Source organism: Candidatus Delongbacteria bacterium, assembly GCA_020634015.1.
Taxonomy (GTDB): domain Bacteria; phylum CAIWAD01; class CAIWAD01; order CAIWAD01; family CAIWAD01; genus JACKCN01.
In genome coordinates, this window is record JACKCN010000005.1 from 269,291 (window position 1) to 295,733 (window position 26,443).

The following is a 26,443-nucleotide window of genomic DNA, read 5'->3' on the forward strand; positions in this document are numbered from 1 at the left end:
TCTACTCCACGGTGACACGGGTTGAGATCAGGTGCTTGGGTACCAGGGCCGGCCAGAAGGCGACGATCTCCTGGGCGCGCGGGCGGCCGCCGGCGAATCCGGTGATGCCGCTGGGGCCATTGGTGATCACGGGGGCCAGCTCCTTGCCGAAGCGTTCCACCTTGGCGCGGTCGCTGTCGCGGCAGCTGAGGCGCAGCACCACTTCGGGCGGGTCGGCCGGGACGGGCGCGATGCCGGGGTGGCAGCTGTCGATGCCCACCAGCTCGGTCAGGGTATCCTCGTAGACACAGCCGGCGCTCTCGAGGCGCTTCCAGATGATCTCGCCGATCATGCGCGCTTTCTCGATGGCGCGCGGGCCGCAGACCGTCAGCTGTCCGCTGGCCTTCCAGCCCGCCAGATAGCTGATCGAAACCTTGTAACTGTCGGTGGCGGGGGCACCACGGGCGCCCGTGACACGCACGCGGTCGTTGCCTTCGTCCTTGAGCCTGAGACTGGTGAAGTCCACCATCGTGTCCGGCGAGATGTAATGCTTGGGGTCGCCCATTTCGTACACCAGCTGCTCGGTCACGCTCCACTGGTTCACCAGGCCACCGGTGCCCGCCTGTTTGGTCACCACCATCTCGCCGTTCTCGCTGACTTCCACCACGGGGTAGCCGATGCCGGCGTAATCGGGCACTTCCCACCAGCGGCTGTAGTTGCCGCCGCTGCACTGGGCCCCGCACTCGGTGATGTGTCCGGCCACGGTGCCGGCCGCCAGCAGATCCCAGGCGTCCTTCTTCCAGCCGAATTCGTGAATCAGCGGACCCAGCGCCAGCCCGGGGTCGGACACGCGGCCCGCCAGTACGATCTGGGCACCCTTGCCCAGCGCCTCGGCGATGCAGAAACTGTCGATGTAGACATTGGCGGCGGTCACACGGTCACGGATCACGCTCAGCGGCTCGCCGGTTTCCATGTTGGCCAGCGGTGCGCCCGCGGCCATCAGCTCGTCCAGCCGGTGCAGGATGTCGTCGCCCTCGATGGTGCCAATGCGGATCTCCAGGCCCATCTTCTTCGCGGTGGCCTTGAGGGCGGCGCTGCAGGCGGGGGCGTTCACGCCGCCGGCATTGGAGACCAGCTTGATCTTCTTGGCCAGCAGGTCGGGCAGCACACGTTCGATCAGTTCCACGAAATCGCGCGCGAAGCCCGTGTTGGGGTCCTTCAGCTTCTGGCGCTGCATGATCGACAGCGTGACCTCGGCCAGGTAGTCCATGGTGAGATAGTCGATGCCGCCGCGCTGGATCAGCTGGACCGGTGCATCCACCGAATCGCCCCAGAATCCCTGACCGTTGGCTACCCGTACTGTTCGCATGATGATGCCTTTGCTTGCCCGGCGCGGTCGCCCGGTGAATGTGATCAGTTCTTGGAGTGGGGAATCGCTTCCCAGTCCGCGGCCTTCAGGCTCCAGCGGAAGCGCTGTGTACCTGCCGGACTCACGGCCGTGCGCACGAAAGCCTCGCCGTCCCAGGCCAGGCTCTCCGTGGCTGCCACGGCCGCTTCGGGAATCCTGGGAAATGGTGGGACAGGGCGCGGATAGAGCTTGCCGCTCTGCAGATCCCACAGCTGAAGCACTCCGGGAGTCTGGCGTGACACGGGGCCACTCCAGATCGCCAGCTCGGGTTCGGGGTCGCCGTCCATTTCGTCCAGCCAGCACTGCAGGGCCATGCCCGGTCTGGGCGCCAGTTGCTGCCAGGGAGTGACCATCAGAAAGGCGTGCCACACGGTCAGTTGCCAGTTTCCCTCCGCCACGTCCTCGCCGGCGGGCACTTCCACGCGGACTTTCCAGTTGTCGTGTTCCAGCTCCTGCTGATACAGGGGCTTGGACAATACGGCATCGACAGACGGCTCCGTCGTGGAGGACCTGTGTACACAGCCAACCAGTCCCGCGGAGAGCAGCATGGTCAGAGCGTATGGCAGCGGGCGGTGAATCGAGCGGAAAAGGGAGTGCATCAATGTCTTTCCGTGACTTGTCGCGATTGGCGCCAACTTAACTGCTGAAGCCGGGAATGGAAAGCAGCAGATGCAGGCCCAGCCCCACCAGCCCGCCCACCACGGCCCCGTTGACCCGGATCCACTGCAGGTCGCTGCCCACGCGTTCTTCCAGTTCGTCCGCCAGATCCTGGCCGCTGAGTGGTGACAGGTTGGCGCGCACCAGCTCGCCGATCCGGTGATGATGGCGCTCGGCCAGGCCCAGCAGGCGTGTGCGCAGCCAGAGTTCCAACTGCTCGCGCAGCCGGGCATCGTTTTCGATGCGTTCCAGTTCGCGGGCCAGCAGGGCGCGCAACTGTGCATGGCGTTCGGGCTGGTTCAGCCACTCCAGCAGTCCCTTGCGCAGCCCGGGGGCCACCGCCTGCACCAGCGAGTCCGTGGACTCCAGCAGGCCCAGGCGCACACGCTCCATGCCGCCACTGACCAGTGGTGCGGGGGAGTCGGCGGCCAGCGCCTCGCGCAGCGAGACTCGCAGGGGATCCTGCGCGTCCCGGGCCGCCCGTTGCAGTCGTTCGTTCAGACCCTGGATCACCAGCTCGGTCATCCGGTCCAGGTTGAGAAAGCCCCGGGCCATGCCCAGCAGCGGGTTGCCGCCGATCATGCCTTCCACCAGCTGTTCCAGCATGCCATGCACGGCCGTGCGCGCGCTCTCGCTGTGGGCCAGACTGCCGGCAGCGCCCAGGGCACCCGCGACCAGTTCTTCGAGGCGGGGATCGGCCAGCAGAGACGTCCGCAGGCCGTGCCAGAGACTCTGGCCATTCCGGGATTCCAGCTCGCGGATCAGCGCGGGTTCAAGCAGAGCCGCCAGCCTGCGGTCATCCAGCTGGTCCAGTTGCTGCTGGGCCTGGGTCAGCAGGAAATCGGTCAGCGAATCCAGCAGGGGATCGCGGTCCAGGCTTTCCAGCAGGCGTTCGAGCAAAGGCACCGTGAGCAGGGCCTGTTGCAGGCTGTCGCGGTTCAGCAGTCGCTCGTCCACCAACCGCACCAGATTGTCGATGATCCTGTCCCGGTTGCGGGCGATGATCGAGGTGTGCGGCACCCAGCGCTGGCCCAGTGGGTGACGGAAGAGGGCGGTCACCGCGAACCAGTCGGCGGCGCCGCCCACCATGCCCGCCTCGAAGAGGGCAAAACCAGCGGCTCCCAGGGGGTGGTGACGGAAGGGCAGGCAGGCCAGTGCGCCGGCTCCGGCGGCGGCCAGACTGAGTGCGGCCAGATGGCGTGCACGATGAACGCTCATGGGCATCTCCGGATGACGGGGGATGACAGGGACGCGGAAATGGTAGCGATTCCGGCAGTGCGTCGGGAGTCATGCACCCATTGCCGCCGGTTGCAGCATGCAGGCATTCCGCTGCGGATCAGAAGTCGATGGCCATGCCGTCGCGAAAGAAACCTCCGCTGGGGCCCGAGTCGGGCAGCAGAGCCGCCCAGACCACGCTGGCCGCGCCTTCTTCCACGCTGCGGTTGGCGTTGGGGCCGCCCATGTCGGTGCGTACCCAGCCGGGGGAGACCGCGTTGATCAGAATGTTGGTTCCGCGGCATTCATCGGCCAGGATCCGGGTCAGGCCATTCAGCGCCAGCTTGGAAAGCTTGTAGGCGCCCAGCCCAGCGGTCAGCGCGGCCTGTTGGCCGTAGCCCGAACTGACGTTGACGATGCGGCCGAAATTGCGCGCCCGCATCCCGGGCAGCGCGGCCTGGCAAAGCGCCAGCACTCCAGACAGGTTCACGTCCAGAGTGCTGCGGAAGTCGTCCAGGGACACTTCACCCAGGGCCTGGTCACGATCCAGCAGCACTCCCGCGTTGTTCACCAGCACATCCAGCTGGCCCAGGCGGGATTCCGTTTCCTGGATCACGCTGGTGGCCCGAAGCAGATCGCGCTGCTCGTGCAGCACGAAGCCGCACTCGAGGCCCAGGGCCGCCATGTCGCTCACCGTCTGCGCTCCGGCTGTCTCGTCGCGCGCGGTGAAGAGCACCCGGTGCCCGGCGTGCGCCAGCTGACGCACGCAGTCCTTGCCGATTCCGCGGGTTCCACCCGTGACCAGGATGTTCAGAGAGTGCATGGTCTGTCTCACACCTTGGATGATGACTGTGCCGGTTCAGGCGGAAATGCTGTCCAGGTCCTTCTCGAGCATCGCGCGGGATTCGGCGTCCTCGACCTCGGCGGCCAGGTCACGCGCGTTGCGGATCGCGCTGGCGGCTTCTTCGTGCTGGCCGCAGGTGGCCAGCGCACGAGCCCGGGCTTCCCAGGCGTAGGCTCGGTAGAAGGCTGCCAGCTCGGCGGCGGAGCTGACCGCCATGCAGTGCTCGGCATAGTCCAGCGCCCGTTCGCACAGTCCGCTGATGGCGTACACGCGCGAGAGCTGCCAGTAGCCCACGGACATCTGAAGAGCCGTGTGATCCGTGACCTGGGTCCAGTGCCAGAGCGAGACCTCCGCGAGGCGGCGCATGGTTTCATCGTCCTGGGCGCTGCGATCGTGCTTGTCGATCAGGTCCCAGCAGGCATTGAAACACTGGGCGGCAAAACCTCGATGGATCTGCTGAAGCTGTTCCTTGGTGGGAGTGTCCGACATGGCGCCTCCTGTGCTTGGAAGAAACGGGGGCCTGAAGGGTGGAGAAAACACAGCCCAGTGTCAACGCCGGAGCGGCCGGGAGGGAAATTCTTCTGCGCCCATCCGACCAGCAAGGTTCCAGGTCTTGCGCGCTGCCAAGCCCACCCATGGTTTCCAGACAGGCCGTGAAGTGTGATGCCCCATTCCCGGCCTGGGCGCATCCAGACAGCGAGGTTCCGGGCCCAGCGCCATGCCAGAGTCCACCCGTGGATTCCCCACGGGCTATGATTGTGGAATGCCCCTTCGGGGCTGGGCGGGCAACAGCCGGTGGATGTGTTGAATTCTGGGGTGTGCCACCCACAAGTCCGACAAACTCCTAGATTGGAGCCGTTTCCACAGACCTGAACGGATTTCCTGCCATGAGCACCATCGATATGCGCCGCGCCCTGCTGGAATGGGTGCGCGACCAGCAGGACTTTGGCGAGCTGGACCTGCCCGCCGGGCTGGATCGCCGTCTGCTGCAGCCCCCCGATCTGCGCCGGATCAAGTTCTTGTCGCAAGCCTCGGCGCAGACATCCGCGCCGCCAGTCGCCAGCATTCGGCCCGGGGCGAGCCCGGAAGCGAAGACTGCACCGCGCGCATCCAGTCCGGCATCCGCCCGGCCGGCCGTGACTCCGCAGACAGCTCCGGCCAGCCCGGCTGGCGACATCGTTCCTCCGGGCAGCCTCGCCGACGGCCCGCCACTCCGGGAGCTGACCCCGACCCACGCCAGCCTGGACGAGCTGCGGGCTTCCTTTGCCGACTGCCGGATCTGTGGCATCGCGAACGCTCGCCAGAATCTGGTCTTCGGTGTGGGCAATCCCGGGGCCGAGCTGGTGATCATCGGCGAAGCCCCCGGGGCCGATGAGGACCGCCTGGGCGACCCCTTCGTGGGCGCCGCCGGGCAACTGCTGGACAAGATCCTGGCCGCCATTGGCTATGACCGCACCGACGTGTACATCTGCAACATCCTCAAGTGCCGTCCGCCCAACAACCGCGATCCCCAGCCGGAGGAAGTGGCCAACTGCTCGCCATTCCTGCTGCAGCAACTGGCCCTGCTGCAACCCAAGGTGCTGCTGGCCGTGGGGCGCATCGCGGGCAAGACCCTGCTGGGAGTGGAGCGCACCCTGGGCGAAATGCGCAAGCAGATCCACCAGTTCCGCGGAGTGCCTTTGGTGGTGACCTACCATCCGGCGGCCCTGCTGCGCAATCCTCACTGGAAGCGGGGTTGCTGGGAAGATGTCCAGAAGGCGCGCGAGCTCCTGCTGGCGGCGGGAGGGCGTCCCGGCAGCCTCACGCCACCGGCCTGAAGCGGCGAGAGAATCCCGCCAAAGCTGCGGCGCAATTTTCCCGGGGCATTCCCGCGTGGCACTCCGGGAGGGGAATTGGTAGACTGGGCACCCGTTTTTGACCGGACCCGGCAAGAGATTCATCCCCCCAGGCAAAGCCGAGGGCCGTGGATCGCGAACCGGGTCCCTTAGATAGTGGAAGCAGGCACTTGATGGATCTGGCAGCCGAACGCATCCCCCCCCACAGCCCGGAAGCGGAAGTGGCCGTACTGGGCGCGATGTTCATCGATGCCGACGCCGTCGACCGCGTCACCGAGCGCCTGCACACTCCCGAAGATTTCTACCTGCTGCCTCACCGCCTGATCTACGGCGCGATCCTCGAGCTGGCCAACGCCAACATTCCGGTCGATCTGATCAGCGTGCGCGAGCGCCTGGAACTGATGGGTCAGCGCGAACGGCGCAAGCAGGACCTGCTGGCCGAAGCCGGGGGCATTGCCAAGCTCCAGGAACTGTCCATGGCCGTGGACAGCGCGGGCAACGTGGAGTATCACGCCGACATCGTGCATCGCCGCGCTCTGCTGCGGCACATCATCGGTGCCTCCACCGGCCTGGTGCGCGACGCCTTCAGCCCGGCCGCCGACCCCGACGAACTGCTCAACAGTGCCGAGAGCGCCTTCTTCCGCATCAGCCATCAGCAGCGCACCCAGGACATGATCTCCATGAGCCAGCTCATGAATCAGACCATGGAGCGGCTCGAGACGATGGAGCGCAGCGATGGCCTGCTGGGAGTGGACACGGGCTTCATCGATCTGAACAAGATGACCAGTGGCCTGCAGCGTACCGACCTGGTGATCCTGGCGGCGCGCCCCTCGATGGGCAAGACCGCCTTCGCGCTCAACCTTACGCTCAATGCGGCCCGCAAGGGGGCGTCGGTGGGGTTCTTCAGTCTGGAAATGAGTGCCGAGCAGCTGGCCTACCGCATGATCAGCGTGGTTTCGGGTGTGTCCGGCCAGCGCCTGCGCACCAAGTCCTTCAATCATGGGGACGAAACCAGCCGCGTCTCACAGGCGGTGAACGAACTGTCCGAGTACAGGATCCACATCGACGAGACCCCGGGCATCACCATGGCCGAGCTGCGCAGCAAGGCCCGGCGACTCTCCAGCCGTTACAAGATGGACCTGCTGGTGGTGGATTACCTGCAGTTGATGACCCTGCCCAGTTCCGAGAATCACCAGTTGGGTGTGGCGGCCGTCTCCAAGGCGCTCAAGGGGCTGGCCAAGGAACTGGAGATTCCCGTGATCGCGCTGTCGCAGCTCAGCCGTCAGGTGGAACAGCGTGGTGGCGACAAGGTGCCCATGCTCTCCGACTTGCGTGACTCGGGAGCCATCGAGCAGGACGCGGACCTGGTGTTCTTCGTCTATCGACCCGAGGTCTACATGCAGACCGACGCCGAGGGCAACTCGGTGGAAGGGCGTGCCGAGATTCACCTCAGCAAGCACCGCAATGGCCCCACCGGTGTGGTACGCCTGCACTTCGAGAAGGAAACCGGACGCTTCCGCGATTCGGATCCCTGGTCCACTCCTCCCCCGGGCATGGAACGTGCACCGCGCAGCATGCCCGAAGTCTACAGCCGCCCCGGCGGTTCGGCCCTGCCCGGCGGACTGCCGGACGACGATCGCCCCTTCTGAGCATGGCCGACACCCCCCACATGCCGCCGGAATTTCCCGGAACGTCACACGCGGACTATCGCCGCGCGGTCGAGGAGATCGTCAGCTCCCCACCCGAAAGCGGACCCAGCTTCGATCCGGCCGAGGTGCTGCGGGCCTTCGAGTTCGCGTACAAGGCCCATGATGGCCAGGTGCGGCGCTCGGGCGAGCCCTACATCGGTCACCCGATCGAGGTGCTGCGGATTCTTGTGCGCCAGCGGATGGACCAGGACACCCTGATCGCCGGGCTGCTGCACGATACGGTGGAAGACTGCGAGAGCGTGGAGCTGACCGACATCGTCTCGGAGTTCGGCGAGCACGTGGCCGTGATCGTGGATGGTGTCACAAAGATCGGCGGACTCAAGTTCGCGTCCACCGAGCATCGCCAGAGCGTGAACTATCGCAAGATGCTGCTCTCGATGTCGCGTGACATCCGCGTGATCTTCGTGAAGTTCGCCGACCGCCTGCACAACATGCGCACCATTGACCACCTCTCCACGGAGAAGTCGGATCGCATCGCGCGGGAGACCCTGGATGTGTACGCCCCGCTGGCCCACCGCTTCGGCATGGGATCCATCAAGTGGGAACTGGAAGATCTGTGTCTGAAAGTGCTGGAGCCCGAGTTCTACAATGAGCTGGTGGAGAAGATCGACCTCAAGCGCGAGCAGCGTGAGGAGGTGATCGAGCTGGCCATCCGCCCGCTGCGCGAGAAGCTGGTGTCCTACGGGGTCGCGCACCGGATCTTCGGACGCCCCAAACACTTCTATTCGATCTGGAACAAGATCCACCAGCGCCACAAGACCTTCGAGGAAATTCTGGACCTCTTCGCGATCCGGATCATCGTGGAACGCCTTGAAGACTGCTACTTCGCGCTGGGCACCGTACACAACATCTACAATCCCATCGCCGACCGTTTCTCGGATTACGTGGCCACGCCCAAGTCCAATGGCTACCAGAGCCTGCACACCAAGGTGGTGGGCCCCGGCGGGCGCACGCTGGAGATCCAGATCCGCACTGAGGAAATGAACCGGGTGGCCGAGTTCGGTCTGGCCGCGCACTGGATCTACAAGGAAGGCGGCGACCGCGATCGCCAGCTCAACGAATTCTTCACCTGGATCAAGCAGGTGCTGGACGAGAACGCACCGGAGGCCAGCTCCGATGAGTTCCTGGAAGGGTTCAAGATCAACCTCTACCAGGACGACATCTTCGTGTTCTCGCCCAAGGGTGACCTCTACAAGCTGCCCAAGGGCGCCACACCCATCGACTTCGCCTTTGCCGTGCACACCAATGTGGGCCTGAACTGCTCGGGCGCACGCGTGGACCGGCGGATGGTGCCGCTGGACACGGAACTGACCAGCGGCTCGATCGTCGAGATCTTGACCTCCAAGACCCAGCGCCCCTCCCAGGACTGGCTGCGCATCGCCACCACCAATCGGGCGCGTTCCAAGATCAGGCGCTGGCTCAAGGAGCGCCGTTGGCACGAAAGCCGTGATCTGGGCGAGGAGATGTTCCGTCGCGAGCTTGAGCGCAATCAGCTGGTGGCCAAGGAAGTCAATGCCACCGACCTGGCCCAGAGCATGGGTTACAAGGCCGTGGACCAGCTCTACGCCGCACTGGGCGCGGGCGATGTGACCATGCCCACCGTGATGCGCAAGGTCATTCCGGAAGACGCCGATGCCGTGCAGCAGACTCTGCTGCGTCGGCTGTTCCGCCGCAGCGACAAGCGCAAGCCGCGCCGCAGCGCCGTGCGCATCAGTGGGCTGCAGAACATGGTGGTACAGTTCGGGCGCTGCTGCCAGCCCTTGCCCGGCGATGAGATCGTGGGGTTCGTGGCCACCGGTCAGGGGGTCAAGATCCACCGCGCCAACTGTGCCAACGTGAGCCAGATGGTGGGCAAGAGCGAGCGTCAGGTGGACGTGGAATGGGACAGCGAGCGCAACGACACCTTCAACAGCCGGTTGATGGTGGTGGCAACCGATCGCAAAAGCCTGATCCACGACATTTCCGACACCCTGGCCAAGCTGGACGTGAACATTTCCCAGTTCACGATGAAGCGCCAGGAAGAACTGGCCATTGGCCGCATCGTGATCGAAGTCAAGAATCTGAGCCAGTTGCAGTCGATCATCAACAAGCTCAAGGCCATTCCCAAGGTGATCCGCGTCGATCGCCACGACCAGAGCGCGGACTGGTAAGCATGGATCACGCCGCACCGGGGGACAGGCACGCTCTCCTGGACGGGTTCGAGGAATTCCTGGCCCGCCGCAGTCGCCGGGTACTGGATTTCGTGGACGACAAGCCCGCCCACCGGGGAACGGGTGCAGCGACAGGGGCGCGCCAGTCGGCCGTGCTGGTCTGCCTCGCCGCGGATCACGGAAACGATCTGCGACTGTTGTATGTGGTACGCAGCCGGACTCTGACGCACCACCCCGGGCAGATCGGCTTTCCCGGAGGACGGGTCGAGCCCGCTGACGGAGGACTGGTCCAGGCAGCCCTGCGGGAGACCCTGGAAGAAGTCGCGATTCCCGCCGAGCGCGTGCGTGTACTGGGACTGCTGGACGACCAGTACACGTCCGCGTCGCAGCATGTGGTCACACCCGTGCTGGGCATGCTGGACCCGGAGGCCCAGCCCCGCATCGTCAGTGACGAGAACGAGAGTCTGTTCTGGATGGGCCTGGCCCGGCTGGAGGCCGAGTGTCGCCCCGTGACGCTGAGAGCACCGGGGGAGCCCTGGAAGCGTGAAGGTCAGTGGGTCTTTCCGACTCCATGCGGCCCGCTCTGGGGGCTGAGTTCGCGGATCACACACAACCTTCTGCAGATTCTTCGCCAGTATCACAGCTTTTCCTGAGATCCTGCATGCATCACGCGAATCCGGACCGCCAACCGGGCCAGATGCGACGACGCCCGGTTGTGGCTTGTGATTTCCGATTGAACTCACGTTTTTCGCTCACTCAATTCTCGACCCGTTGCTGCCGATGCAGTCAGGTTGGCGCACAAAGACCATCGAAACCTTGCAAGGAATCATCGCATGCGAGTTCCATTTGTTCTTCCGGCCCTGCTGGGCCTTTCCCTGATTTTCGCTTCATGCCAGAGCAGGGATTCATTCCGCGTTGGACTGGTGTTCACGTCCGATACCAAGGGTTACATCGAAGACTGCGGTTGTCACAGCAAACGTCTGGGCGGCATGGCCCGCCGGGGCGCGGCGGTGGACAGTCTGCGCAAGTCAATGGACGGCAATGTGCTGGTGTTCGACACGGGCAACCTGCATGGCACCAAGGTCGATGCGGACACCGATGCCGATGGCGAGTTCCTGGTGGAACTGCTGGACCATCAGGGCTATGACCTGACAGTACTGGGTGCCAAGGACCTGACGCTGGAAGGCGACGGGCTCAGCCGCATGGTCACTCATGCCCGGCATCCCTGGGTGGGCACCGATGTGGCCGACTCCCTGCGCCCGGTGGGCGTTCAGGATTTCGTGATCAAGAAGGTCGACGGTGTCAAGGTGGGTCTCTTCAGTTGGCTGGACCCGGACAGTCGTGCCAATGGCGTGAATGCCGCCAGTCTCAAGAACAATCTGGAAAGCATGGCGGCCCAGCTTCGCAAGAAAGTGGACCTGCTGGTGCTGGTGGCCTATACCACCGAAGATCAGCTGGATGCTCTGGCACAGCGGGTGCCCATGGTGGACGTGGTGGTCCTGGGTGGGCTGGCCAACCCGATGAAGCGCGAGAAGGTGATCGGCACGACCCTGGTCGGTGCGGCCGGTGATCGCGGGCGGCATGTGGCGTCCTTCGATCTCACCCTCGATCGTCAGCGCAAGATTGCCCAGAGCCGCTATTCCGTGATCGAGATCGTGCAGGATTACCCGCGTGAACCCTGGGCCGCCGCCCGGATGGATTCTCTCAAGAACGTGCGCGAAGAGGCGAAACTCGCCAGAATCGACGCTCTGCGCCTGGAACGCCTGGCCAGCATGGGCATCGATCCGGCCACCCACGCGTCTCCGGCGGAGGGTCTGAGCTACCTGGGAGAATCCAGCTGCCGCGATTGCCATGCCACCATCGCGGCGGCCTGGCGCATGACGCCCCACGCCCAGGCCTACGCCCAGCTCTACCGTGACAAGCAGATGGACATTCCCGAGAAGGAGCGCCGGGCCACCACCGGTTTCCTCGAGCCCCGCGGATTCGTTTCCCGCATTGACACTCCCTCACTGATCAACGTTCAGTGCGAAGCCTGTCATGGTGCAGGCAGTGCGCATGTCCAGAGTGAAGGCAAGGCACTCGAGACTCTGAAGAATGCCAGTGAGAGTTGCGCGACCTGCCACTCGGGTGAACATGCCAAGGGTTTTGACCTGAAGCGGGCCCTGAGTCAGGTGCATGACACGACCCAGGTGCAGCAGACCCAGAAACCCCGCCCGAGCGGATTGCTGAAGGGTGCTGCCGTTCGCTGAGTGGCGATGGCAATTTTCCGGGCACGAGTTCCAGCTTTGCTTTGCGGGAGCCCTGCTCTATCTTGCGCGGTTGCCTGCCGATTCGGCTTGACGGGAACCCCGGAAGCCAGAAATGGGTTCGCAGCCTGCCGGCTCCATTCCGGACAGCCGGCGCTTTGATTGTAATTGGGACGCACTCATGAAAAACCTGTTCGCGATTCTCATCGCTCTGCTGGCCTTCGGCTGGATCAATTCCGGGTGCGAGCCCGCGAAGGATTCCTACCGACTGGGCCTGGTCTTCACCGCCGACTGCAAGGGCTACATCGAGGACTGTGGCTGACACAGCAAGAAGCTTGGCGGTCTTGCCAGGCGTTCCCATGCTGTCGACAGTCTGCGTACTCACTTCGGTTCCGACATGCTGCTGCTGGATGCCGGAAACATCTACTCTCTCAAGCGGGGCGACGAGCCCGAGCGCGAGGTGAAGTTCATCCTCGAGAACATGGATGACCAGAAGTACGATGTGGGCATTCTGGGTGCCAAGGATCTGGACATCCCCGACAGTTCCCTGCAGAAGATGATCCGTTTCAGCGACTTCCAGTGGGTGGGCACCGACATCGTCGATGCGCGTCGCCCCAAGGATGTCAAGCCCTGGCTGATCAAGAAGGTGGACGGCGTCAAGGTCGGCGTGTTCTCCTTCCTTGACAAGGAGTACCGTTTCAACAACGTGGACTCCACGGAAGTGGTCGACAATCTCGAAGCCACGGCCAAGAAGCTGCGTTCCAAGGTGGACGTGCTGGTGCTGGTGGCGCACACCGACAACCGCACCGTCGAGAAACTGGTCGAGCGGGTGCCCATGGTCGACGTGATCGTGCTGGGCGGCAATGCCAACCCGATGTTCACCGAGAAGACCGTGGGGCAGACCGTGATCGGTTGCCCGGGAGACCGTGGTCGCCACATCGGTGTGTTCGAACTCGAATTGAACCGTCAGAAGAACATCACCAGAACCAGCTACGGCATGGTGGTGCTGGATCACAATTTCCCCTCGGATCCCGTGGTTGCCCAGAAGATGGAAGACTTCAAGCGGGAAGCCGAAGAAGCCAAGCGTGCCCAGATCGAGAAGCGCCGCATCGAGAAGCTGCACACGCTGGGCATCGACCCGGCCAGCCTTCCCGGTCAGGACGACCCCAACCACTACGTGGGCGAGTCCGAATGCCGGACCTGCCACACCGAAATCTACAGCGCCTGGAAGTCCACTCCGCATGCGCGCGCCTTCAGCGAGCTGATCCGGGCCCGCGAAAGTGACAACGAGGAGAAACTGCCGCGCTACGTGACCGGCTACCTCGAGAAGTCGGGCTATCTCAATCGCCTGGACACACCACTGCTGATGAACGTGCAGTGCGAGTCCTGCCACGGTCGCGGCAGCGAGCACGTGCGTACCGAGGGCAAGGCTCTTGAAACCCTGAACCCCAACCCGGGCAACAGTTGCGTACAGTGCCATTCGGCCGAGAGCCAGCCGGACTTCGATCTGACCGAAGGCCTGAAGCACGTGCACAACATCGAGGACATGAAGATTCCTCAGAATGCGGTGCCCGTGCGTCCGCAGACCGAACCCAAAGTGCGGCCACGGCCACAGGCTGGCGGGCACTGATCGTGCGACGATCGCGCATGCATGCGGGCGGCGTTCCATTTGGAACGCCGCCCATTTTTCTCTGCGTCGTGCTGCTGGTGTGCTCCGTGGCGGGCGTGTCCGCACCCCTGAGGGTGGACCTGCTGTTCAGCTCGGACACCAAGGGGCGAGTTGGGGACTGCGGCTGCTCGCGACACCCTCTGGGAGGGCTGGAGCGGCGTGCGACGGTGCTGGACAGCCTGCGCTCGCTGATCCCGGAGCGACCGCTGGTGCTGGACTTGGGTAACCTGCACAGTCAGCGCAAGGACAGCACCGCCGATCTGGATGCCCGCCTGATCTCGCAGGCGCTGTCCCGCATGCGGTATGACCTGTTGCTGCAGGGCCCGATCGAGAACGCGCAGTCCTCGGCGAATCGAGAGCACTGGCAACGGGGAGCCCCGGATCTGTGGAGAGCTGCCACGGAGTCGCCGCTGAAGCTGGAGTTGCCCGGTGCTCCAGCCGAGTCCATCGAGCTGGCCAGCTGGCACGATGCGGACTGGGCGCTCAACCGTGCCTTCGCACCCCGGACTCTGCCGGTGCCGCGCCGCGGCTGGCCAGATGCCTCACTGCACCTGCTGGTGGCGTTCTGTGATCCCGATCGGGTGTTTTCGTCGCCGCAGGAATTCGCCGACTGGGATGTGATTCTGCTGGGCGGCACAGCCAGTGCCATGGACAGCGCACGGGTCACGGAGGCGGGCAGCCTGGTGTTTTCCACCATGGACCGCGGACGCAGTCTGGGTTGGCTTCAGCTTGAAGAGGCGAATCGTGGACATTGGACTCTGGTGGACTCACGCCAGATCGAGATCCTGCCGCAGACACGGCCCGATGATGCGATTGCCGCGATGATCGCCGAAGACCGGGAGCAACGTGCCCGGCGGGCCCGGATTCAGCTCCAGCGTGATCTGGATGCCCAGCGTGTGCTGCACGGCATGCCTCCGGTGAAGGCGGAGCAGCCCGAGGTGCTCGGGACGGAATCCTGTCGTCCATGTCATGCCGGGCTGGTGGAGCAGTGGTCCGCCGAGCGCCATGCTCGCGTATACGCCGAACTCTTGCGTGCCCCGGGGCGGATCACCCTCGACAGCCAACGCCGCTTCGTGACCGGCTGGCTGGAACCCGGTGGTTTCCTGGATCGCGAGCGTACGCCCGAGCGTCTGCAGGTTCAGTGCGAAGCCTGCCATGGCCCCGGCAGCCTGCACGTTCTTTCCGCTGGCAAGGACCCGATGCCTGTTCCCGGCCCCGCAAGTTGCGTCCTCTGCCACGCCGACCCCATGCCCCTGCCGTATCACAAACCGTAAGGCGATGCGTTGCGAGGCTGACCAAATCGACCCATGCGATGTATGCGACGGTCGGGATCTACTCGACGCAGCTGCCAGCCATGCCCGATGAAGCCCCCTAGGACCATGACATCCAACACACGCCCCAGCGCAATCCGGGGCACCCGGAACGGGAAACCCACACGTCCCGATGTGCTCCGACGTCACCGATGGACAATGCCCGATGCGGCGTGACCCGGATTCCGCGGGAAGCCTCTGGTGCAATCATGGTTCGGGTGGCTTCTTCGGGCCCGGCTGGCAGCCACGGCGTTGACTCGACGTCTGCAAACCAGGGTTTCAGCGTTGCATGTCACCCATTCCGGGCGACCATTTTGCTCAGGCGTTCTGGATCACGGCGAGGACGCGGTCGCGGTGGAGTTCCATTTCGGCGGTGTTGGCGGCTTCCAGATTCAGGCGAAGCAGGGGTTCGGTGTTCGAGGGGCGCACGTTGAACCACCAGCTGTCGTACTCCACGGTCAGGCCGTCGATCTGGCTCTGGCGGCCATCGGCGAATTGGCTGCGGATGCGTTCCAGAGTGGAGTCCACCGAATCCACGTGGCTGTTGATCTCGCCGCTCTGCACATAACGCAGCATGGGGGCCACCAGTTCGGACAGGCGGCAGTTGCGCTTGTCCAGCATGCGCAGGATGGTGAACAGGGCCAGGTCCGTGTTCTCCGTGAAGGAGTTGGCCTTGAAGTAATAGTGGCCCGACAGTTCGCCGCCGCAGAGACTGTCGTTCTTGCGCATCAGGCCCTTGATGAAGGTGTGACCCACGCGCGATCTGGTGCAGGTCAATCCGTGTTCCTTGAGGATTTCCTCCACGGCGCGGCTGGAGCGACAATCCACGACCACATCGAAGTTGCCGGCACCGGATTCCTGCAGCCCCAGGGCGATCAGCAGGGTGGTGATGTCGCCGGCCAACTGGATACCGTTTTCGTCGATGAACATGATGCGGTCACCATCGCCATCCAGCGCGACGCCCAGATCGGCCTTCTCGGCGACCACACGCTTCCTCAGGTCGGCCGTGTTCTTGTCTTCCAGGGGATTGGGCTCATGGTTCGGGAAGGTGGGGTCCGATTCGAAGTACATCGGCACGATATCGAGGGGTGTGTCCTTGTACAGGTCGGCCAGGAACAGCCCGCAGACCGCATTGCCCGTGTCCACCACCACCTTGTAACGCCGTTCCAGATGCGAGGTCTTCGAGATGAAGGTCTTGTAGGCCGGGAAAGGGTCATGGCTGGAAATCGTGCCCCGGTAGCCCAGCGAACGGAAACTGTTGCGTTCGACCAGATCACGGATCTTGTTCAGCATTTCCTGAGGAACCGGTTGGGCGTCCTTGCGGCAGAACTTGAAACCGTTGTATCCACCAGGATTGTGGGATGCCGTGATCATCACGCCCGCATCGAAGTTGCGATCGGCCAGGGTGTAATACAGAATGGGAGTGCTCACCTTGCCGATGTCCACCACATCCACTCCCTGGTCGCGCAGACCGCGGGTGAGGGCGTTGAACAGCATGTCGCGGCTGCTGCGGTCGTCGCTGCCCACCAGGAAGCGCTGGGCGCCAAAGAATTCCGCAGCGGCGCGGCCGATGCGCCAGGCCAGATCCTCGTTCAGTTCCTGCGGCACCAGTCCGCGGATATCGTACGCCTTGAAGATGGACATGAGAGTTTCCTTGTACTGGTTCGATGTGTGAAGTTCACAACGGCTGCCAAGATAGGATTCGGCGGCGGCCTCTGGCCCTGTGGGAATCTCAGTTGCTCCGGGGAGGATTCCGGCCAATCGGGAGACGCAGCGCCGCAATCCTTTTCCAGTCATGCCATCAAGCTGTGGATTCCTTGGACAAAAAATTTAGTTTGCGTTTCGTTCAACCAAATGAACATCGTCACCCTGTCAACTTCTGGAATGCACGAATGGAAACGACCGTTTTCGTGGACAACCTGAACTACGTCTTCAAGAACCTGGGGATCACCAAGGCCCATGTGGCCAAGATCTGCGGGGTCTCCAAGGCCACGGTGTCCATGTGGCTCGGGGGGCGCAAGCCCTACCGCCAGAGCATTGAGACCATTGCCGACCTGTTTTCCGATCTGCTGCATCTCTCGATCAGCGCAGACCAATTGCTTGCCGAAGACCTGCCCGGTCTGCTGCGCAAGAATGCGGTGAAGCGCGTCGTGATCAAGAAACTTGTGCGCGAGCTGGGTGCCATGCCCATCGAAGATCTCGTGCGCATTTCGGAGCAGGTCAGTCGCCTCAGTGAAAAGGGATCCCCGGACTCCTTCACCTGAGATCGGCGAGCCCGGCGGTCTGCCGAGCGTATACATGTCCTGACCCACCGTCTGCCCCGGCACGGCGTCACGTTTCAGACGAAGCGCGCGTGTCACGGAATTGGGGGCGAATGCACCCTTCTGCCCTCTCCTGCGCCTCTGGCTGCCTGAATCCCCGTCATTTCCACTCCCGCTCCCGTCCGATCACATGACACGAAAAACCCCGATCCCTGAGGACCGGGGGGCTGGTTGTTCGATCCTTGCAGGCTGTCGCCGGGGCGAGTTTCCGAATGCTGCTTGTTGGACACAATTTTCCCGGTCGGCGCCTGCTGACCTGTCCGTGGGACGTGGAAACACACATCTCCGGGCAGTCCTGCTGAGTCAAACGCCAGCTTGTGCGGGTCCGTGCACAGCCACTACGAAAGCGGCCCGCCAGATGGCGGGCCGCTTGGATTGACTCGATGCAGGACGTTCAGCGAATCGGGGCTCCGATGGGTGCGCCGACTTCAGCCTTGCGGCTCAGGCTGCGCAACTCTTCCGAACGCAGAGTCTTGCCCGTGGTACCCGCATCGCTGGTGATCACGAAGCCATCGGTATCCACGGCCACCATGCGGAGCAGGATCTTTTCCAGGGTGGCGTGGGGAATCGACGGAGTCGGGCTGCCGGCATAGCTGCTGTAATAAGTCCAACCGGCCGGGAAACTGGCGTAGGGGTCGAATGCGTAGTACAGGTCGTAATGATCCACCGCGATCGGGCTGCCATTCACGTCCTGGGTTACCGGCGTGAAGGTGTAGTGGAAGTAGATGGTACCGTCCGTGGTGTCCAGCTCGTCGGGAACGATCTGCAGATCGGTGATCGGCATCGGGGCGCCCGGCGCGTTGAAGCGCAGGCGGTACTGGGCCGAAAGATTCAGATCCGCACTGCTTGTCTTGTACACGGCAATGCCATACCAACCCGTGGTGGAGGCCACGAAACTGCCACTCTCATCCACTCCACCGCCACCACTGTTGAGCGTCAGCACCGCGTCACCCATGTCGGTGTACTGCAGACCCGCAGGATACACGGCCAGGCCAAGGTCAGCGGTGCCACTCATGATGTCCATGATGACGTCGTAGGTGCTTCCCGAGTACATGTAGATCGAGTAGGAGTGGACCAGGAAACCTGAATTCATGTCGTACGGGCCGTTGGTGCCCGTGGGAGCCAGCGTCGCGATGCGGTCACAGTAGTTCACCCGGTAGGTGCTGGTGCTGGGCTCGCTCTGCCAGGTCTGGTGGTTGTTGATGCCCACGTCCTTGACGCCAAGTGCGCTCAGGCCATTCACACCCACGTACACCACCTGGTTGTCGGCACCGATGCTGTTGCTCACGGGATCCAGCAGGGGAGTGCTGACGCCCGTGGCATGGTAGTCGTAGGCGTGGATGTTGAGTCCTTCTCCCGCACCCACATCGGTCACAGTGGCCGCGATGAAGCTCCAGCTCGTCGGATCCACCGAGAAGCCGTGCTGCATGAAGTTTCCACCGGGTGTCGAGGGAGCAGTCGTGTCACGATAGTTCGGAGCCGCCGCGATGGTCTGCGGACTCTGGCTGGTCAGCGGCTGCGGCACCACGACGTAGCGTTCCCAGGCGTGGTTGTTGTCGTTCAGGCACGAGCTGACTTCGCTGATCTCGGTGACCTCGGAGTTGGTGTCAAGGTGCACGCCGATCTCGTAGCGCCCGCCGATCACGGGTCCCAGCGGGTTGTTGCTGGTGAAGGATGTCAGCAGGGGCGAGAAGGGGATGAAGTTGCCCGTCGTGTACACGGTGGGCCCATTCAGGGTGAACGAGGTGTTCGAGCCGCCCTGGAAGGTGCCGCTGGAGCTGATGTTGGTGTAACCGGCGTCCACGACCATGTTGCCCGGGTTGATCGTCGAGGGTTCGACGCCGATGCTTCCGCCCACGCGCACGACGATGTCGTCATCCCAGTTGCTGTAAACACCGTGGGTCAGGTCGCCGATGCTGGCATCGCCCCAGATCAGTTCGTAGCTCGCGTTGCGGCTGAGATCGGCCAGGGTGTTCTTGGAAATGACCACGGCGTGATAGCCGGTTTCCGTGGGAGTGAACAGGGTCTCCTCGCCCAGCCCCTGGCCGTTGGCGTTGATCGTGGCCGTGGCCGCGCTGCGGGTGAAGTACTGCTGGCTGGGGCGGAAGATCGTCATCACCACATCGGCGTTGCCACTGCAGACATTCAGGATGAACTGCACGGGCGAGCCGCTGGTGAGATGCACCTCGTACACATCCACCAGCTCGTTGACATCCAGGTTGCCGCTGGCATCCAGCACCGGAGTGGCCGTGGGCGTACCCAGATATGTGGAGCCATCCCCTTCGATGGTATATCCCGAACTGCTGTCGGAGGGGTTGAGCACGCCCACCCGGTCGCCATCGCTGCCGCCGTTGGCGTTGGTGCCCACGAAGTCGATGGACGTGGACAGGGCACTGTAGGCCACGTTGGCACCGAATCCGGTCGTGGCGGTGGGAACTTCCGCGTGCATGCGGATGTCGTAATTGCTGCTGCCGTCGTTGGCGCACACGGCCCAGACATCCCAGAAACCGTAGTTGCTGCCCCCATTGTAGTACCCGTCACACGAGAAATAGGAGTAGTTCGTGGGAGTGCTCTTGGGAGCGCGCGTGAAGCTGGTGGGAGTATCCTCGGCCAGGGTTGTGCCTTCCCATACGTAGGCGGCATAGCTGTTGTTGTCGGTCTCGTCACCTTCGTCCAGAACGCTCAGATCGTCGCAGCGCTGGCTCAGGAGGTGGCGTCCGCCCCGTACCGCTGTGGCGTACTCGCGCACGAAGGTGAAGGTGTTGGGCGGCAGATTGGTGTATGTCCCGGAAGCCTTCAGCACATCATCCAGATAGTACGCTGAACGTGCCGTGGCGGCTGTGCTGTAGTAGCTGGAATTGATCCACTTCCAGTCGATGTAGCTGGTGGCCGGAGCGGGCACCAGCGCGCTCGCGGGAATCTCGCCATCGGGAGCGGCCGTGGAGATCTTGGCCACGATGTCGTCATCCCAACCGGCCGGGTAGGGCTCCAGATCAGGGGCCAGCACGCCCTTGAGGTTGGGCATCACATTCAGCTCACGGGTGAAATCCGTGGCCTGGGGCGTGCCGTTGATCTGCAGACGACTGCGCAGGGTGGTGGGCGACATCCAGGCGGCTGCATCACCATAACGATGAATCAGCGCCAGACTGGCCATCGTGCCGGCCACGATCGGGGTGGCACTGGACGTGCCACTGAAGCCGGCCGTGTATTCCTGGGCACAGTTTCCGCCAACGCCATCGAAGCGGTCGCCATAACCGAGGGTCTCCACGTTCTGCCCCCAGCCGTACAGGTCAATGCGGGTACCATGGTTGGTCCAGCAGGTGGGGTCGTGGGTGGCGTCGTCGGTGGCGGCTCCCACGATTACGGCGCCGCTGTCGCGTACATTGCGATTGAAGGCACCGCCGTAGACGGCGCTGTCCAGATTCATGCTGCCGTTGCCGGCCGCCTGGGCGCAGTACAGGCCATTGGCCGTGTTCGCGGCAATGGCGTTGAAGTTGGCCGACCAGTACTCCATGGCGATGTACTCGAACTGCCCGCAGTTGCAGGTGCAGGTCGTGCCCTGGGAGGGGCCGGGGGCGTGAATCTCGATCAGGTAGGTGTCACCCGTGATCATCGGGCCTTCCACGCCCGCGATCGAATCGGAGACATCGGGATAGGGATCGCCATTGCCCGACCAGCTCCAGGCGCGCATGGTGTTGTCGTGCACCATGCCGGTCACGCCGAAGCCGTTGTTGCACGCCCCCACAATGCCCATCACGGCGGTGCCGTGGTCACCATCGGCGTCGTTGTTGCTGCCGTCCCAGTTGGTGATCGAGAACGTATCGTTCATGTCCTCGTGGTTGCTGCACCAGTCGTTCTCGATGTCCATGATCCAGTTGCCGGAGGAGCCGTTGCCGTAGCTGCTGAAATTCCAGGCATAGTTCATGTCCACTCCACCGGGAGCTGGGTCCAGATAGTCCTGCTGGCTGAAGTAGTTGCCGGTGGTCGGGGCCACGTCCGCATTGCAGGTCGCCAGCTGTACCAGCGGGTGGTAGTAGCAGGTCTCGACCATCGAGTCGCTCAGCAGCTCTTCCAGCAGGCCCTTGGGGTCCTGATTGGTGGCGTGGATCTCGAGGGTGTAGAAGTTGTTCATGTCCACCAGGTCCACGCCGCTCAGCTCTTCGCCGCGCGCGATCCAGGCGTCCACTTCCTCCACGGTCTTGCTGGTGATGTTGCGCCGGATGCGGATTTCCGGATGGTTGGCCAGGAAGTTGTTGAACTTGTCCAGGTTCAGACCTTCCAGCGAGACCAGGCGGCCATCGACGAGGCGCACACGCGTGTCCTCGATGAACTGGACCACCACGTGCTGGGTGTTCACCTTGTCGGGTGTCACCAGATCCAGGTACTGGTCACGGGGCAGGAAGGCGTTCTTCTGCTCCAGGTTCATGTTGTGCAGGGCGAAGACGCTGGGTGCGGTGGCCGCGCTCAGCAGGGCAAGAATCAGTGCTCGTTTCATTTGCGGCTCTCCCCGGCCTTCAGGGCCTGCAGTTTCTGCTCGTGACTCAACACGGGTTCCGTGTTGCGGGCGGCCGGCACGGGAGCGGTTTCCGCTGCCAGTGCTTCGCGCAGGCGGGAGGAATACTCCGTGTTGCCCTTGGCATCGGCCTGCCCGATCAGCAGGGTCAGTTCGGCGATGTTCTGCTCCTTGGTCAGGTTTTCCAGACTGCGCTCGACCTCAAGGGCCTCGGATCCGTTCAGGCCCTGCAGCTGGTTCAGCAGAGCGTCACGACGCTGGCTGAATCCTTCGCGCAGGCTTTCCATCTCAGGATTGGGCATGGTCGGGGCGGAGCGCAGTCCCTCTGCGGCCTCAACCGTTGCCACCCCGGGAGTGGTGCGTGGAGTGGTGTCTTCGGTGCGGCGGTATGTCTGATTCTCGTCGCGGGTGTCATTTTCCGTTTCGGCCATCGCCAGATTCAGGCTGGCGAGGACCAGTACCAGCAGGGCGCCGGAAAGCAATTGCTTCTTCATTTGGCCACCTCACTGGCTTCGGGGGTCTGAACCTCTTCGGCAATGCCGTTGCGCTCGGTCAACACGCGGGCTCGCTCGCTGGCCGGGGTCTCCTTCCAGGAGATCGCGTCCTGCTCCTTCTGCGCCAGCTCGGTGTAACCCAGGCTCTGGTACATGTCACGCATGATCTCGTGACCCCGGACCTCAAAGCCTTTCATGCCCGCCTGAAAAGCCTGCTGACGAGCCACCAGATCTTCACGGGTGCCCCAGTCGAAACTGGTGGTCCATGTGTCACGTTCGGTGTACAAGTCGTTCAGCGCCGTTTCGGCCGTCTCGGTCAGTGGGATCTGCAAGGCCTGTGCCCGCAGACCTTCCACGGTGGGAGCCTTGTCCACATCCGCGTGAGCCAGGGTTCCCAACAACAGGCTGAAAGCAAGTGCTCCCAGAATGTGTCGCTTCATGTCACTCTCCTTCTTTGTGAACCGGGGTGCAGCCGATGCCTGCGGGCACCCCCCTTTATGTCATTCGAATTGCATTGCTCGGAGCCATTTGATGAGGTCGTTCCGGTGGCCCTGGAGACTCCCGGACCTCGGTATTCACCGATCGGCGTGACCCGGTGATGGTGACGAGGAAGAATCGACTGATTCCTGGCGACGGCACAATCTTGGAAGCCCTTGTCGCGCGAGATGTGATCTGGGTTACAGACCTGGATTTCCACTCACGAAAATCCCTCGTGCTCTCTGGTTCTCCCCGCGCCTGTGGCAGCCGATTTTCTGGCTTGCCATCTCCTTCGGTGTTCATGCTGTTCAGTAACTGGCAAGCTGTCTGTACAGGATCGGTCAGAAGGATTTCGCCGCATTGCGGGCGATCCCCGTGATGGGGATGCCGGGTCCGCGAAGACTGCAGCAGAAGTGCCTTTGGCAACGGCAGCCTCTCCGTGTCCGGCGAGGACATGGAAGCGGCTGGGCGGATCCTTGAAAAATCGGGCCTTGGTCTCAAATCACGGTGAAACAAAAGATTCGCCATGAAGAAACAAAGATCGGCAATGCGAAATCATTGGTTCGGCCAGCTTCTTCGCGGGCGCTCGTGTCCACCACCGGAGACCCGGGCAGGGAACCGTATGCGCCGTGTCGAAAACGGGATTTACTGCGCCCTGCAAAGATCGGGACAACTCCCCGATCGCGTTTCCTTCCCCGGACCGGGCGACCGGGGCACGAGCGAAAAGGGGAAGGCAGCACTGCCTTCCCCCTGGTGATTCCGCTGGGTCGTGCTGACTAGAGCAGCAGGTTCCAACCGTGGCGATCTTCGCGCAGACCGTACTGGATGCCGTCGATCTCATCGTACAGGCGCTGCCCGATGGGGCCGATGCTGAAATTGTTGATGGTGAGGGTCTCGTTCTTGTAATGGATCTCGCCCACCGGGCTGATCACGGCCGCGGTGCCCGTGCCGAAGACTTCCTTCAGTTCACCGGCGGCCTGGGCGGCCAGGACATCGTCAATCGTGAGACGGCGTTCGCTGACCTTGTAGTTCCATTCGCGCAGCAGCTCCAGCACGGTCATGCGGGTGATGCCACCCAGAATCGTGCCCGAGGTCAGGGGTGGCGTGATCACTTCGTCGCCGATCACGAAGAAGATGTTCATCGTGCCCACTTCCTCGATGTAGCGATGCTCCTGGGCATCCAGCCAGAGGACCTGGGTGTACCCCGCTTCGCGCGCTTTCTTGGCGGGCAGCAGGCTGGCGGCGTAGTTGGCCGGGGTCTTGGCGGTACCCGTGCCACCGGCGGCCGCGCGGATGTATTCGGGCGGCACATCCAGCTTGACGGGCTTGATGCCTTCGGGATAGTAGGCGGCCACCGGGCTGGTGATGATCATCAGCTTGTAGGTCTTGCTCTCCTGCACACCGAGCGCATTGTCGGTGGCGAACACGAAGGGACGCAGGTAGAGGCTGTGTCCGTGCTCGTGAGGCACGAATTCCTTGTCCAGCTCCACGACCTGCTTCAGGCCTTCCAGCACGATGTCCTTGGGCGGATCGGGAATGCACAGGCGGCGGCAACTGTTGACCATGCGATCCATGTACCGATCGGGGCGGAAGATCGAGATCACATCGTTGGCGTGGCGATAGGCCTTCAGTCCTTCGAAGATCGCCTGGCCGTAATGCAGCGTCAGATTCGAGGGTTCCAGATTCAGCGGACCGTAGGGCACGATTTCCGGTGTGTGCCAGGCTTTGTTGGAATAGGTCATCTGAAACACGTGGTCGGAGAAGTAACAGCCGAAACGCAGGTTGTTGAAGTCGATGGAGCCCATCCTGCTGGCGGGGTTGCGGTGTACGGGGAAGGGGTCCATCATGCCTCCTGGATTCCTGAAGCTCCGGACTTGTTCCGGGGAACGTGCCGGATGCGGTGATTGTGAGCTTCCGTCCTCGCGGACGGACCGGGGTTCTCCCGGACGGATTCGGCCGGAACCACGCCATTCGTGGCGAAATGACCGGCCTTATAGATCGTAGATGCCCGAATACTTCGATTTGATATAACTCACGAAGGGTGCCGCCTCGAGGGCGCGCCCGGTGATGCGCTGGATCAGCTCGCTGGCCGTATAACGGCTTCCGTGGCGGTAGACTTGATCCGTCAACCAGTCGCGAAGAGGCAGAAACTGGCCTTGCGCCACTCCGTCGAGGATCGCGGGCTGCTGCTCGCGCAGGGTGTTGAGAATGCTCACGCCATACAGGTTGCCCAGCGCGTAGGTGGGAAAGTAACCGAAACTGGCGTCGGACCAGTGCATGTCCTGCATGCAGCCCCGGCTGACCCGGTCGGGCCGGATGCCCAGATACTTTTCCATCCGTTCGTCCCAGGCGGCCGGCAGATCCTTGACCTTCAAAGTGCCCGAGATCAATTCCAGTTCCAGCTCGAAGCGCAGAAAGATGTGCAGGCTGTAGGTGACCTCGTCGGCCTCGATGCGGATCAGGCTGGGTTCGACCCTGTTGATCGCGCGGTAGTACTGCTCCTTCGACACACCTTCCATGTTCTTGGGAAACAGGGCCTTGACCACGGGATACCAATAATTGCAGAAATCGCGGCTGCGACCGATCAGGTTTTCCCAGAGGCGGCTCTGGCTCTCGTGGATGCCCAGGCTGGTGCCGCCGGCAAGCATGGTGCGGTCGTAGCGCGGGTCCACATTCTGCTCGTACAGCGCGTGGCCGCCCTCATGGATCGTGCCGTAGAGACCGGCCTTGAACTGGTCGGTGTGGATCCGCGTGGTCACTCGCACATCGGGAATGCCGAAGTCGGTGGTGAAGGGGTGCGGGCTCTCATCCTGGCGGCCGCGGTTGAAATCGTAACCGATTTCTTCCAGTACCTGCATCGTCAGCTGCCACTGGCGATCGCGGTCCCAATGGGTGAAGAAGAAGCCGTCTTCGACCTGGTCCACCCGGGCGAAGAGACGCTGGCAGAACGGCAGCAGCTCGTCGCGTACCTCAGCGAAGATGCTGGCCACCTGCGAGGTGAGCATGCCCGGCTCGTACTTGTTCAACAAGGCGTCATAGGGCTGCTCGGGATAGCCCAGATACTCCGCTTCGCGCCGCGACAGCTCGACCATCTTCTCGAGGTGGGGGCGAAAGCCTTCGAAATCATCCGCGGGCTTGCAGCGTGCCCAGGCGTCAAAGGACATGGAGGTGGCGTCGGACATTTCCTGCACGAAGGCGGCCGGCAGCTTGACCGACTGATCGTAGTTGCGCCGGATGGCACGCAGCATGGCGGCGTTCTCGTCTTCGGGGGCCTGGCCGGCCTGACTTTCCGCTTCGGCCAGCAGAGTGCCGATCTCGGGAGCGGTGAACGCTTCATGGGACAGGCGGGACAGAGTGGTCAGCTGACGTGCCCTGGCCGTGATGCCGCCCTTGGGCATGTAGGTGTGCTGGTCCCATCCAAGGACGGCGCAGGCACCGTTCAGATCGATGACCGTCGTCAACTTTTCCTTCAGGCGCTCGAGTGCGGATGACATGGAAGAACTCCTGTGCTGGATGGCTGCCGGAACGGGATCAGGGGATCCGGGAGGATCGGTCCTGGCTGACGAGGGCTTCCGGCAGGAGCGACGTCGGCAGGGCAGCAGCCAGTCCGGGCTGC

Annotated in this window: 20 protein-coding genes; 9 read left to right on the forward strand and 11 right to left on the reverse strand. The window is 63.2% G+C overall.

Features of this window, described 5'->3' with window-relative positions; translation table 11 throughout:
* Position 1: 1 nt before the first annotated feature.
* The 5 genes from H6678_11265 to H6678_11285 form a co-directional block, all read right to left on the reverse strand.
* Positions 2 to 1,348, reverse strand: a complete 1,347-nt coding sequence (locus H6678_11265; GenBank protein MCB9474380.1) for a DUF1446 domain-containing protein — start codon at positions 1,346 to 1,348, stop codon at positions 2 to 4.
* A gap of 44 nt (positions 1,349 to 1,392) precedes the next feature.
* Positions 1,393 to 1,986 carry a hypothetical protein gene (locus tag H6678_11270; GenBank protein MCB9474381.1) on the reverse strand — a complete coding sequence of 198 codons (594 nt, stop codon included), beginning with the start codon at positions 1,984 to 1,986 and terminating at the stop codon, positions 1,393 to 1,395.
* A gap of 37 nt (positions 1,987 to 2,023) precedes the next feature.
* Positions 2,024 to 3,262, reverse strand: coding sequence for a DUF445 domain-containing protein (locus tag H6678_11275; GenBank protein ID MCB9474382.1), 1,239 nt, complete (start codon positions 3,260 to 3,262; stop codon positions 2,024 to 2,026).
* Between the two features lie 118 nt (positions 3,263 to 3,380).
* Positions 3,381 to 4,082, reverse strand: coding sequence for an SDR family NAD(P)-dependent oxidoreductase (locus tag H6678_11280; GenBank protein MCB9474383.1), 702 nt, complete (start codon positions 4,080 to 4,082; stop codon positions 3,381 to 3,383).
* 36 nt (positions 4,083 to 4,118) lie between these two features.
* Positions 4,119 to 4,592: a hypothetical protein gene (locus tag H6678_11285; GenBank protein MCB9474384.1), complete on the reverse strand. Its 474-nt coding sequence runs from the start codon at positions 4,590 to 4,592 to the stop codon at positions 4,119 to 4,121.
* A 413-nt stretch (positions 4,593 to 5,005) separates the two neighbouring features.
* Between H6678_11285 and H6678_11290 the strand changes: the two genes are divergently transcribed.
* The 8 genes from H6678_11290 (at position 5,006) to H6678_11325 (ending at position 14,986) form a co-directional block, all read left to right on the forward strand.
* Positions 5,006 to 5,920, forward strand: coding sequence for a uracil-DNA glycosylase (locus H6678_11290; protein ID MCB9474385.1), 915 nt, complete (start codon positions 5,006 to 5,008; stop codon positions 5,918 to 5,920).
* A gap of 188 nt (positions 5,921 to 6,108) precedes the next feature.
* Positions 6,109 to 7,587, forward strand: a complete 1,479-nt coding sequence (gene dnaB, locus H6678_11295; protein ID MCB9474386.1) for a replicative DNA helicase — start codon at positions 6,109 to 6,111, stop codon at positions 7,585 to 7,587.
* A gap of 2 nt (positions 7,588 to 7,589) precedes the next feature.
* Complete coding sequence (locus tag H6678_11300; GenBank protein MCB9474387.1) at positions 7,590 to 9,797, forward strand: bifunctional (p)ppGpp synthetase/guanosine-3',5'-bis(diphosphate) 3'-pyrophosphohydrolase; 2,208 nt, start codon at positions 7,590 to 7,592, stop codon at positions 9,795 to 9,797.
* A gap of 2 nt (positions 9,798 to 9,799) precedes the next feature.
* Positions 9,800 to 10,450, forward strand: coding sequence for a CoA pyrophosphatase (locus H6678_11305; GenBank protein ID MCB9474388.1), 651 nt, complete (start codon positions 9,800 to 9,802; stop codon positions 10,448 to 10,450).
* A 180-nt stretch (positions 10,451 to 10,630) separates the two neighbouring features.
* Complete coding sequence (locus H6678_11310) at positions 10,631 to 12,046, forward strand: hypothetical protein (protein MCB9474389.1); 1,416 nt, start codon at positions 10,631 to 10,633, stop codon at positions 12,044 to 12,046.
* Between the two features lie 178 nt (positions 12,047 to 12,224).
* On the forward strand, positions 12,225 to 12,365 hold the full coding sequence (locus tag H6678_11315) for a hypothetical protein (protein ID MCB9474390.1): 141 nt from the start codon (positions 12,225 to 12,227) through the stop codon (positions 12,363 to 12,365).
* Positions 12,366 to 12,440: 75 nt separating this feature from the next.
* Positions 12,441 to 13,673, forward strand: coding sequence for a hypothetical protein (locus tag H6678_11320; GenBank protein MCB9474391.1), 1,233 nt, complete (start codon positions 12,441 to 12,443; stop codon positions 13,671 to 13,673).
* Between the two features lie 2 nt (positions 13,674 to 13,675).
* Positions 13,676 to 14,986: a hypothetical protein gene (locus tag H6678_11325; protein ID MCB9474392.1), complete on the forward strand. Its 1,311-nt coding sequence runs from the start codon at positions 13,676 to 13,678 to the stop codon at positions 14,984 to 14,986.
* Between the two features lie 354 nt (positions 14,987 to 15,340).
* Here the strand turns inward: H6678_11325 and H6678_11330 are convergent, their stop codons facing one another.
* On the reverse strand, positions 15,341 to 16,666 hold the full coding sequence (locus tag H6678_11330) for a phosphomannomutase/phosphoglucomutase (protein ID MCB9474393.1): 1,326 nt from the start codon (positions 16,664 to 16,666) through the stop codon (positions 15,341 to 15,343).
* A 248-nt stretch (positions 16,667 to 16,914) separates the two neighbouring features.
* Here H6678_11330 and H6678_11335 point away from each other — a divergent pair, with 248 nt between their 5' ends.
* Positions 16,915 to 17,286 (forward strand): helix-turn-helix transcriptional regulator, encoded by a 372-nt coding sequence (locus tag H6678_11335; protein MCB9474394.1) that lies wholly within the window; start codon positions 16,915 to 16,917, stop codon positions 17,284 to 17,286.
* A 451-nt stretch (positions 17,287 to 17,737) separates the two neighbouring features.
* Here H6678_11335 and H6678_11340 read toward each other — a convergent pair whose 3' ends face one another.
* The 5 genes from H6678_11340 to H6678_11360 all read right to left on the reverse strand — a co-directional run bounded on the left by H6678_11340 (position 17,738) and on the right by H6678_11360 (position 26,321).
* The gene (locus H6678_11340) at positions 17,738 to 21,838 is read right to left on the reverse strand and encodes a hypothetical protein (GenBank protein ID MCB9474395.1); all 4,101 of its coding nucleotides are present in this window, start codon (positions 21,836 to 21,838) and stop codon (positions 17,738 to 17,740) included.
* Positions 21,835 to 22,350 carry a hypothetical protein gene (locus H6678_11345; GenBank protein ID MCB9474396.1) on the reverse strand — a complete coding sequence of 172 codons (516 nt, stop codon included), beginning with the start codon at positions 22,348 to 22,350 and terminating at the stop codon, positions 21,835 to 21,837. Before H6678_11345 ends, H6678_11340 begins: the two co-directional genes overlap by 4 nt.
* Entirely contained in the window at positions 22,347 to 22,790 is a 444-nt protein-coding gene (locus H6678_11350; GenBank protein MCB9474397.1) for a hypothetical protein, read from the reverse strand. The genes H6678_11345 and H6678_11350 overlap by 4 nt, the downstream gene beginning before the upstream one ends.
* An 813-nt stretch (positions 22,791 to 23,603) precedes the next feature.
* The gene (locus H6678_11355; GenBank protein ID MCB9474398.1) at positions 23,604 to 24,671 is read right to left on the reverse strand and encodes a branched-chain amino acid aminotransferase; all 1,068 of its coding nucleotides are present in this window, start codon (positions 24,669 to 24,671) and stop codon (positions 23,604 to 23,606) included.
* A 147-nt stretch (positions 24,672 to 24,818) separates the two neighbouring features.
* Positions 24,819 to 26,321, reverse strand: a complete 1,503-nt coding sequence (locus tag H6678_11360; protein MCB9474399.1) for a carboxypeptidase M32 — start codon at positions 26,319 to 26,321, stop codon at positions 24,819 to 24,821.
* Positions 26,322 to 26,443 lie beyond the last annotated feature (122 nt).

Coding starts and splice junctions, on each gene's coding strand:
- H6678_11355 (MCB9474398.1), bottom strand. CDS start 24,671: ATGGACCCCTTCCCCGTACACCGCAACCCCGCCAGCAGGATGGGCTCC.
- H6678_11275 (MCB9474382.1), bottom strand. CDS start 3,262: ATGAGCGTTCATCGTGCACGCCATCTGGCCGCACTCAGTCTGGCCGCC.
- H6678_11290 (MCB9474385.1), top strand. CDS start 5,006: ATGCGCCGCGCCCTGCTGGAATGGGTGCGCGACCAGCAGGACTTTGGC.
- H6678_11305 (MCB9474388.1), top strand. CDS start 9,800: ATGGATCACGCCGCACCGGGGGACAGGCACGCTCTCCTGGACGGGTTC.
- H6678_11315 (MCB9474390.1), top strand. CDS start 12,225: ATGAAAAACCTGTTCGCGATTCTCATCGCTCTGCTGGCCTTCGGCTGG.
- H6678_11285 (MCB9474384.1), bottom strand. CDS start 4,592: ATGTCGGACACTCCCACCAAGGAACAGCTTCAGCAGATCCATCGAGGT.
- H6678_11265 (MCB9474380.1), bottom strand. CDS start 1,348: ATGCGAACAGTACGGGTAGCCAACGGTCAGGGATTCTGGGGCGATTCG.
- H6678_11345 (MCB9474396.1), bottom strand. CDS start 22,350: ATGAAGAAGCAATTGCTTTCCGGCGCCCTGCTGGTACTGGTCCTCGCC.
- H6678_11280 (MCB9474383.1), bottom strand. CDS start 4,082: ATGCACTCTCTGAACATCCTGGTCACGGGTGGAACCCGCGGAATCGGC.
- H6678_11320 (MCB9474391.1), top strand. CDS start 12,441: ATGCTGCTGCTGGATGCCGGAAACATCTACTCTCTCAAGCGGGGCGAC.
- H6678_11300 (MCB9474387.1), top strand. CDS start 7,590: ATGGCCGACACCCCCCACATGCCGCCGGAATTTCCCGGAACGTCACAC.
- H6678_11340 (MCB9474395.1), bottom strand. CDS start 21,838: ATGAAACGAGCACTGATTCTTGCCCTGCTGAGCGCGGCCACCGCACCC.
- H6678_11350 (MCB9474397.1), bottom strand. CDS start 22,790: ATGAAGCGACACATTCTGGGAGCACTTGCTTTCAGCCTGTTGTTGGGA.
- H6678_11330 (MCB9474393.1), bottom strand. CDS start 16,666: ATGTCCATCTTCAAGGCGTACGATATCCGCGGACTGGTGCCGCAGGAA.
- H6678_11360 (MCB9474399.1), bottom strand. CDS start 26,321: ATGTCATCCGCACTCGAGCGCCTGAAGGAAAAGTTGACGACGGTCATC.
- H6678_11335 (MCB9474394.1), top strand. CDS start 16,915: ATGGAAACGACCGTTTTCGTGGACAACCTGAACTACGTCTTCAAGAAC.
- H6678_11310 (MCB9474389.1), top strand. CDS start 10,631: ATGCGAGTTCCATTTGTTCTTCCGGCCCTGCTGGGCCTTTCCCTGATT.
- H6678_11270 (MCB9474381.1), bottom strand. CDS start 1,986: ATGCACTCCCTTTTCCGCTCGATTCACCGCCCGCTGCCATACGCTCTG.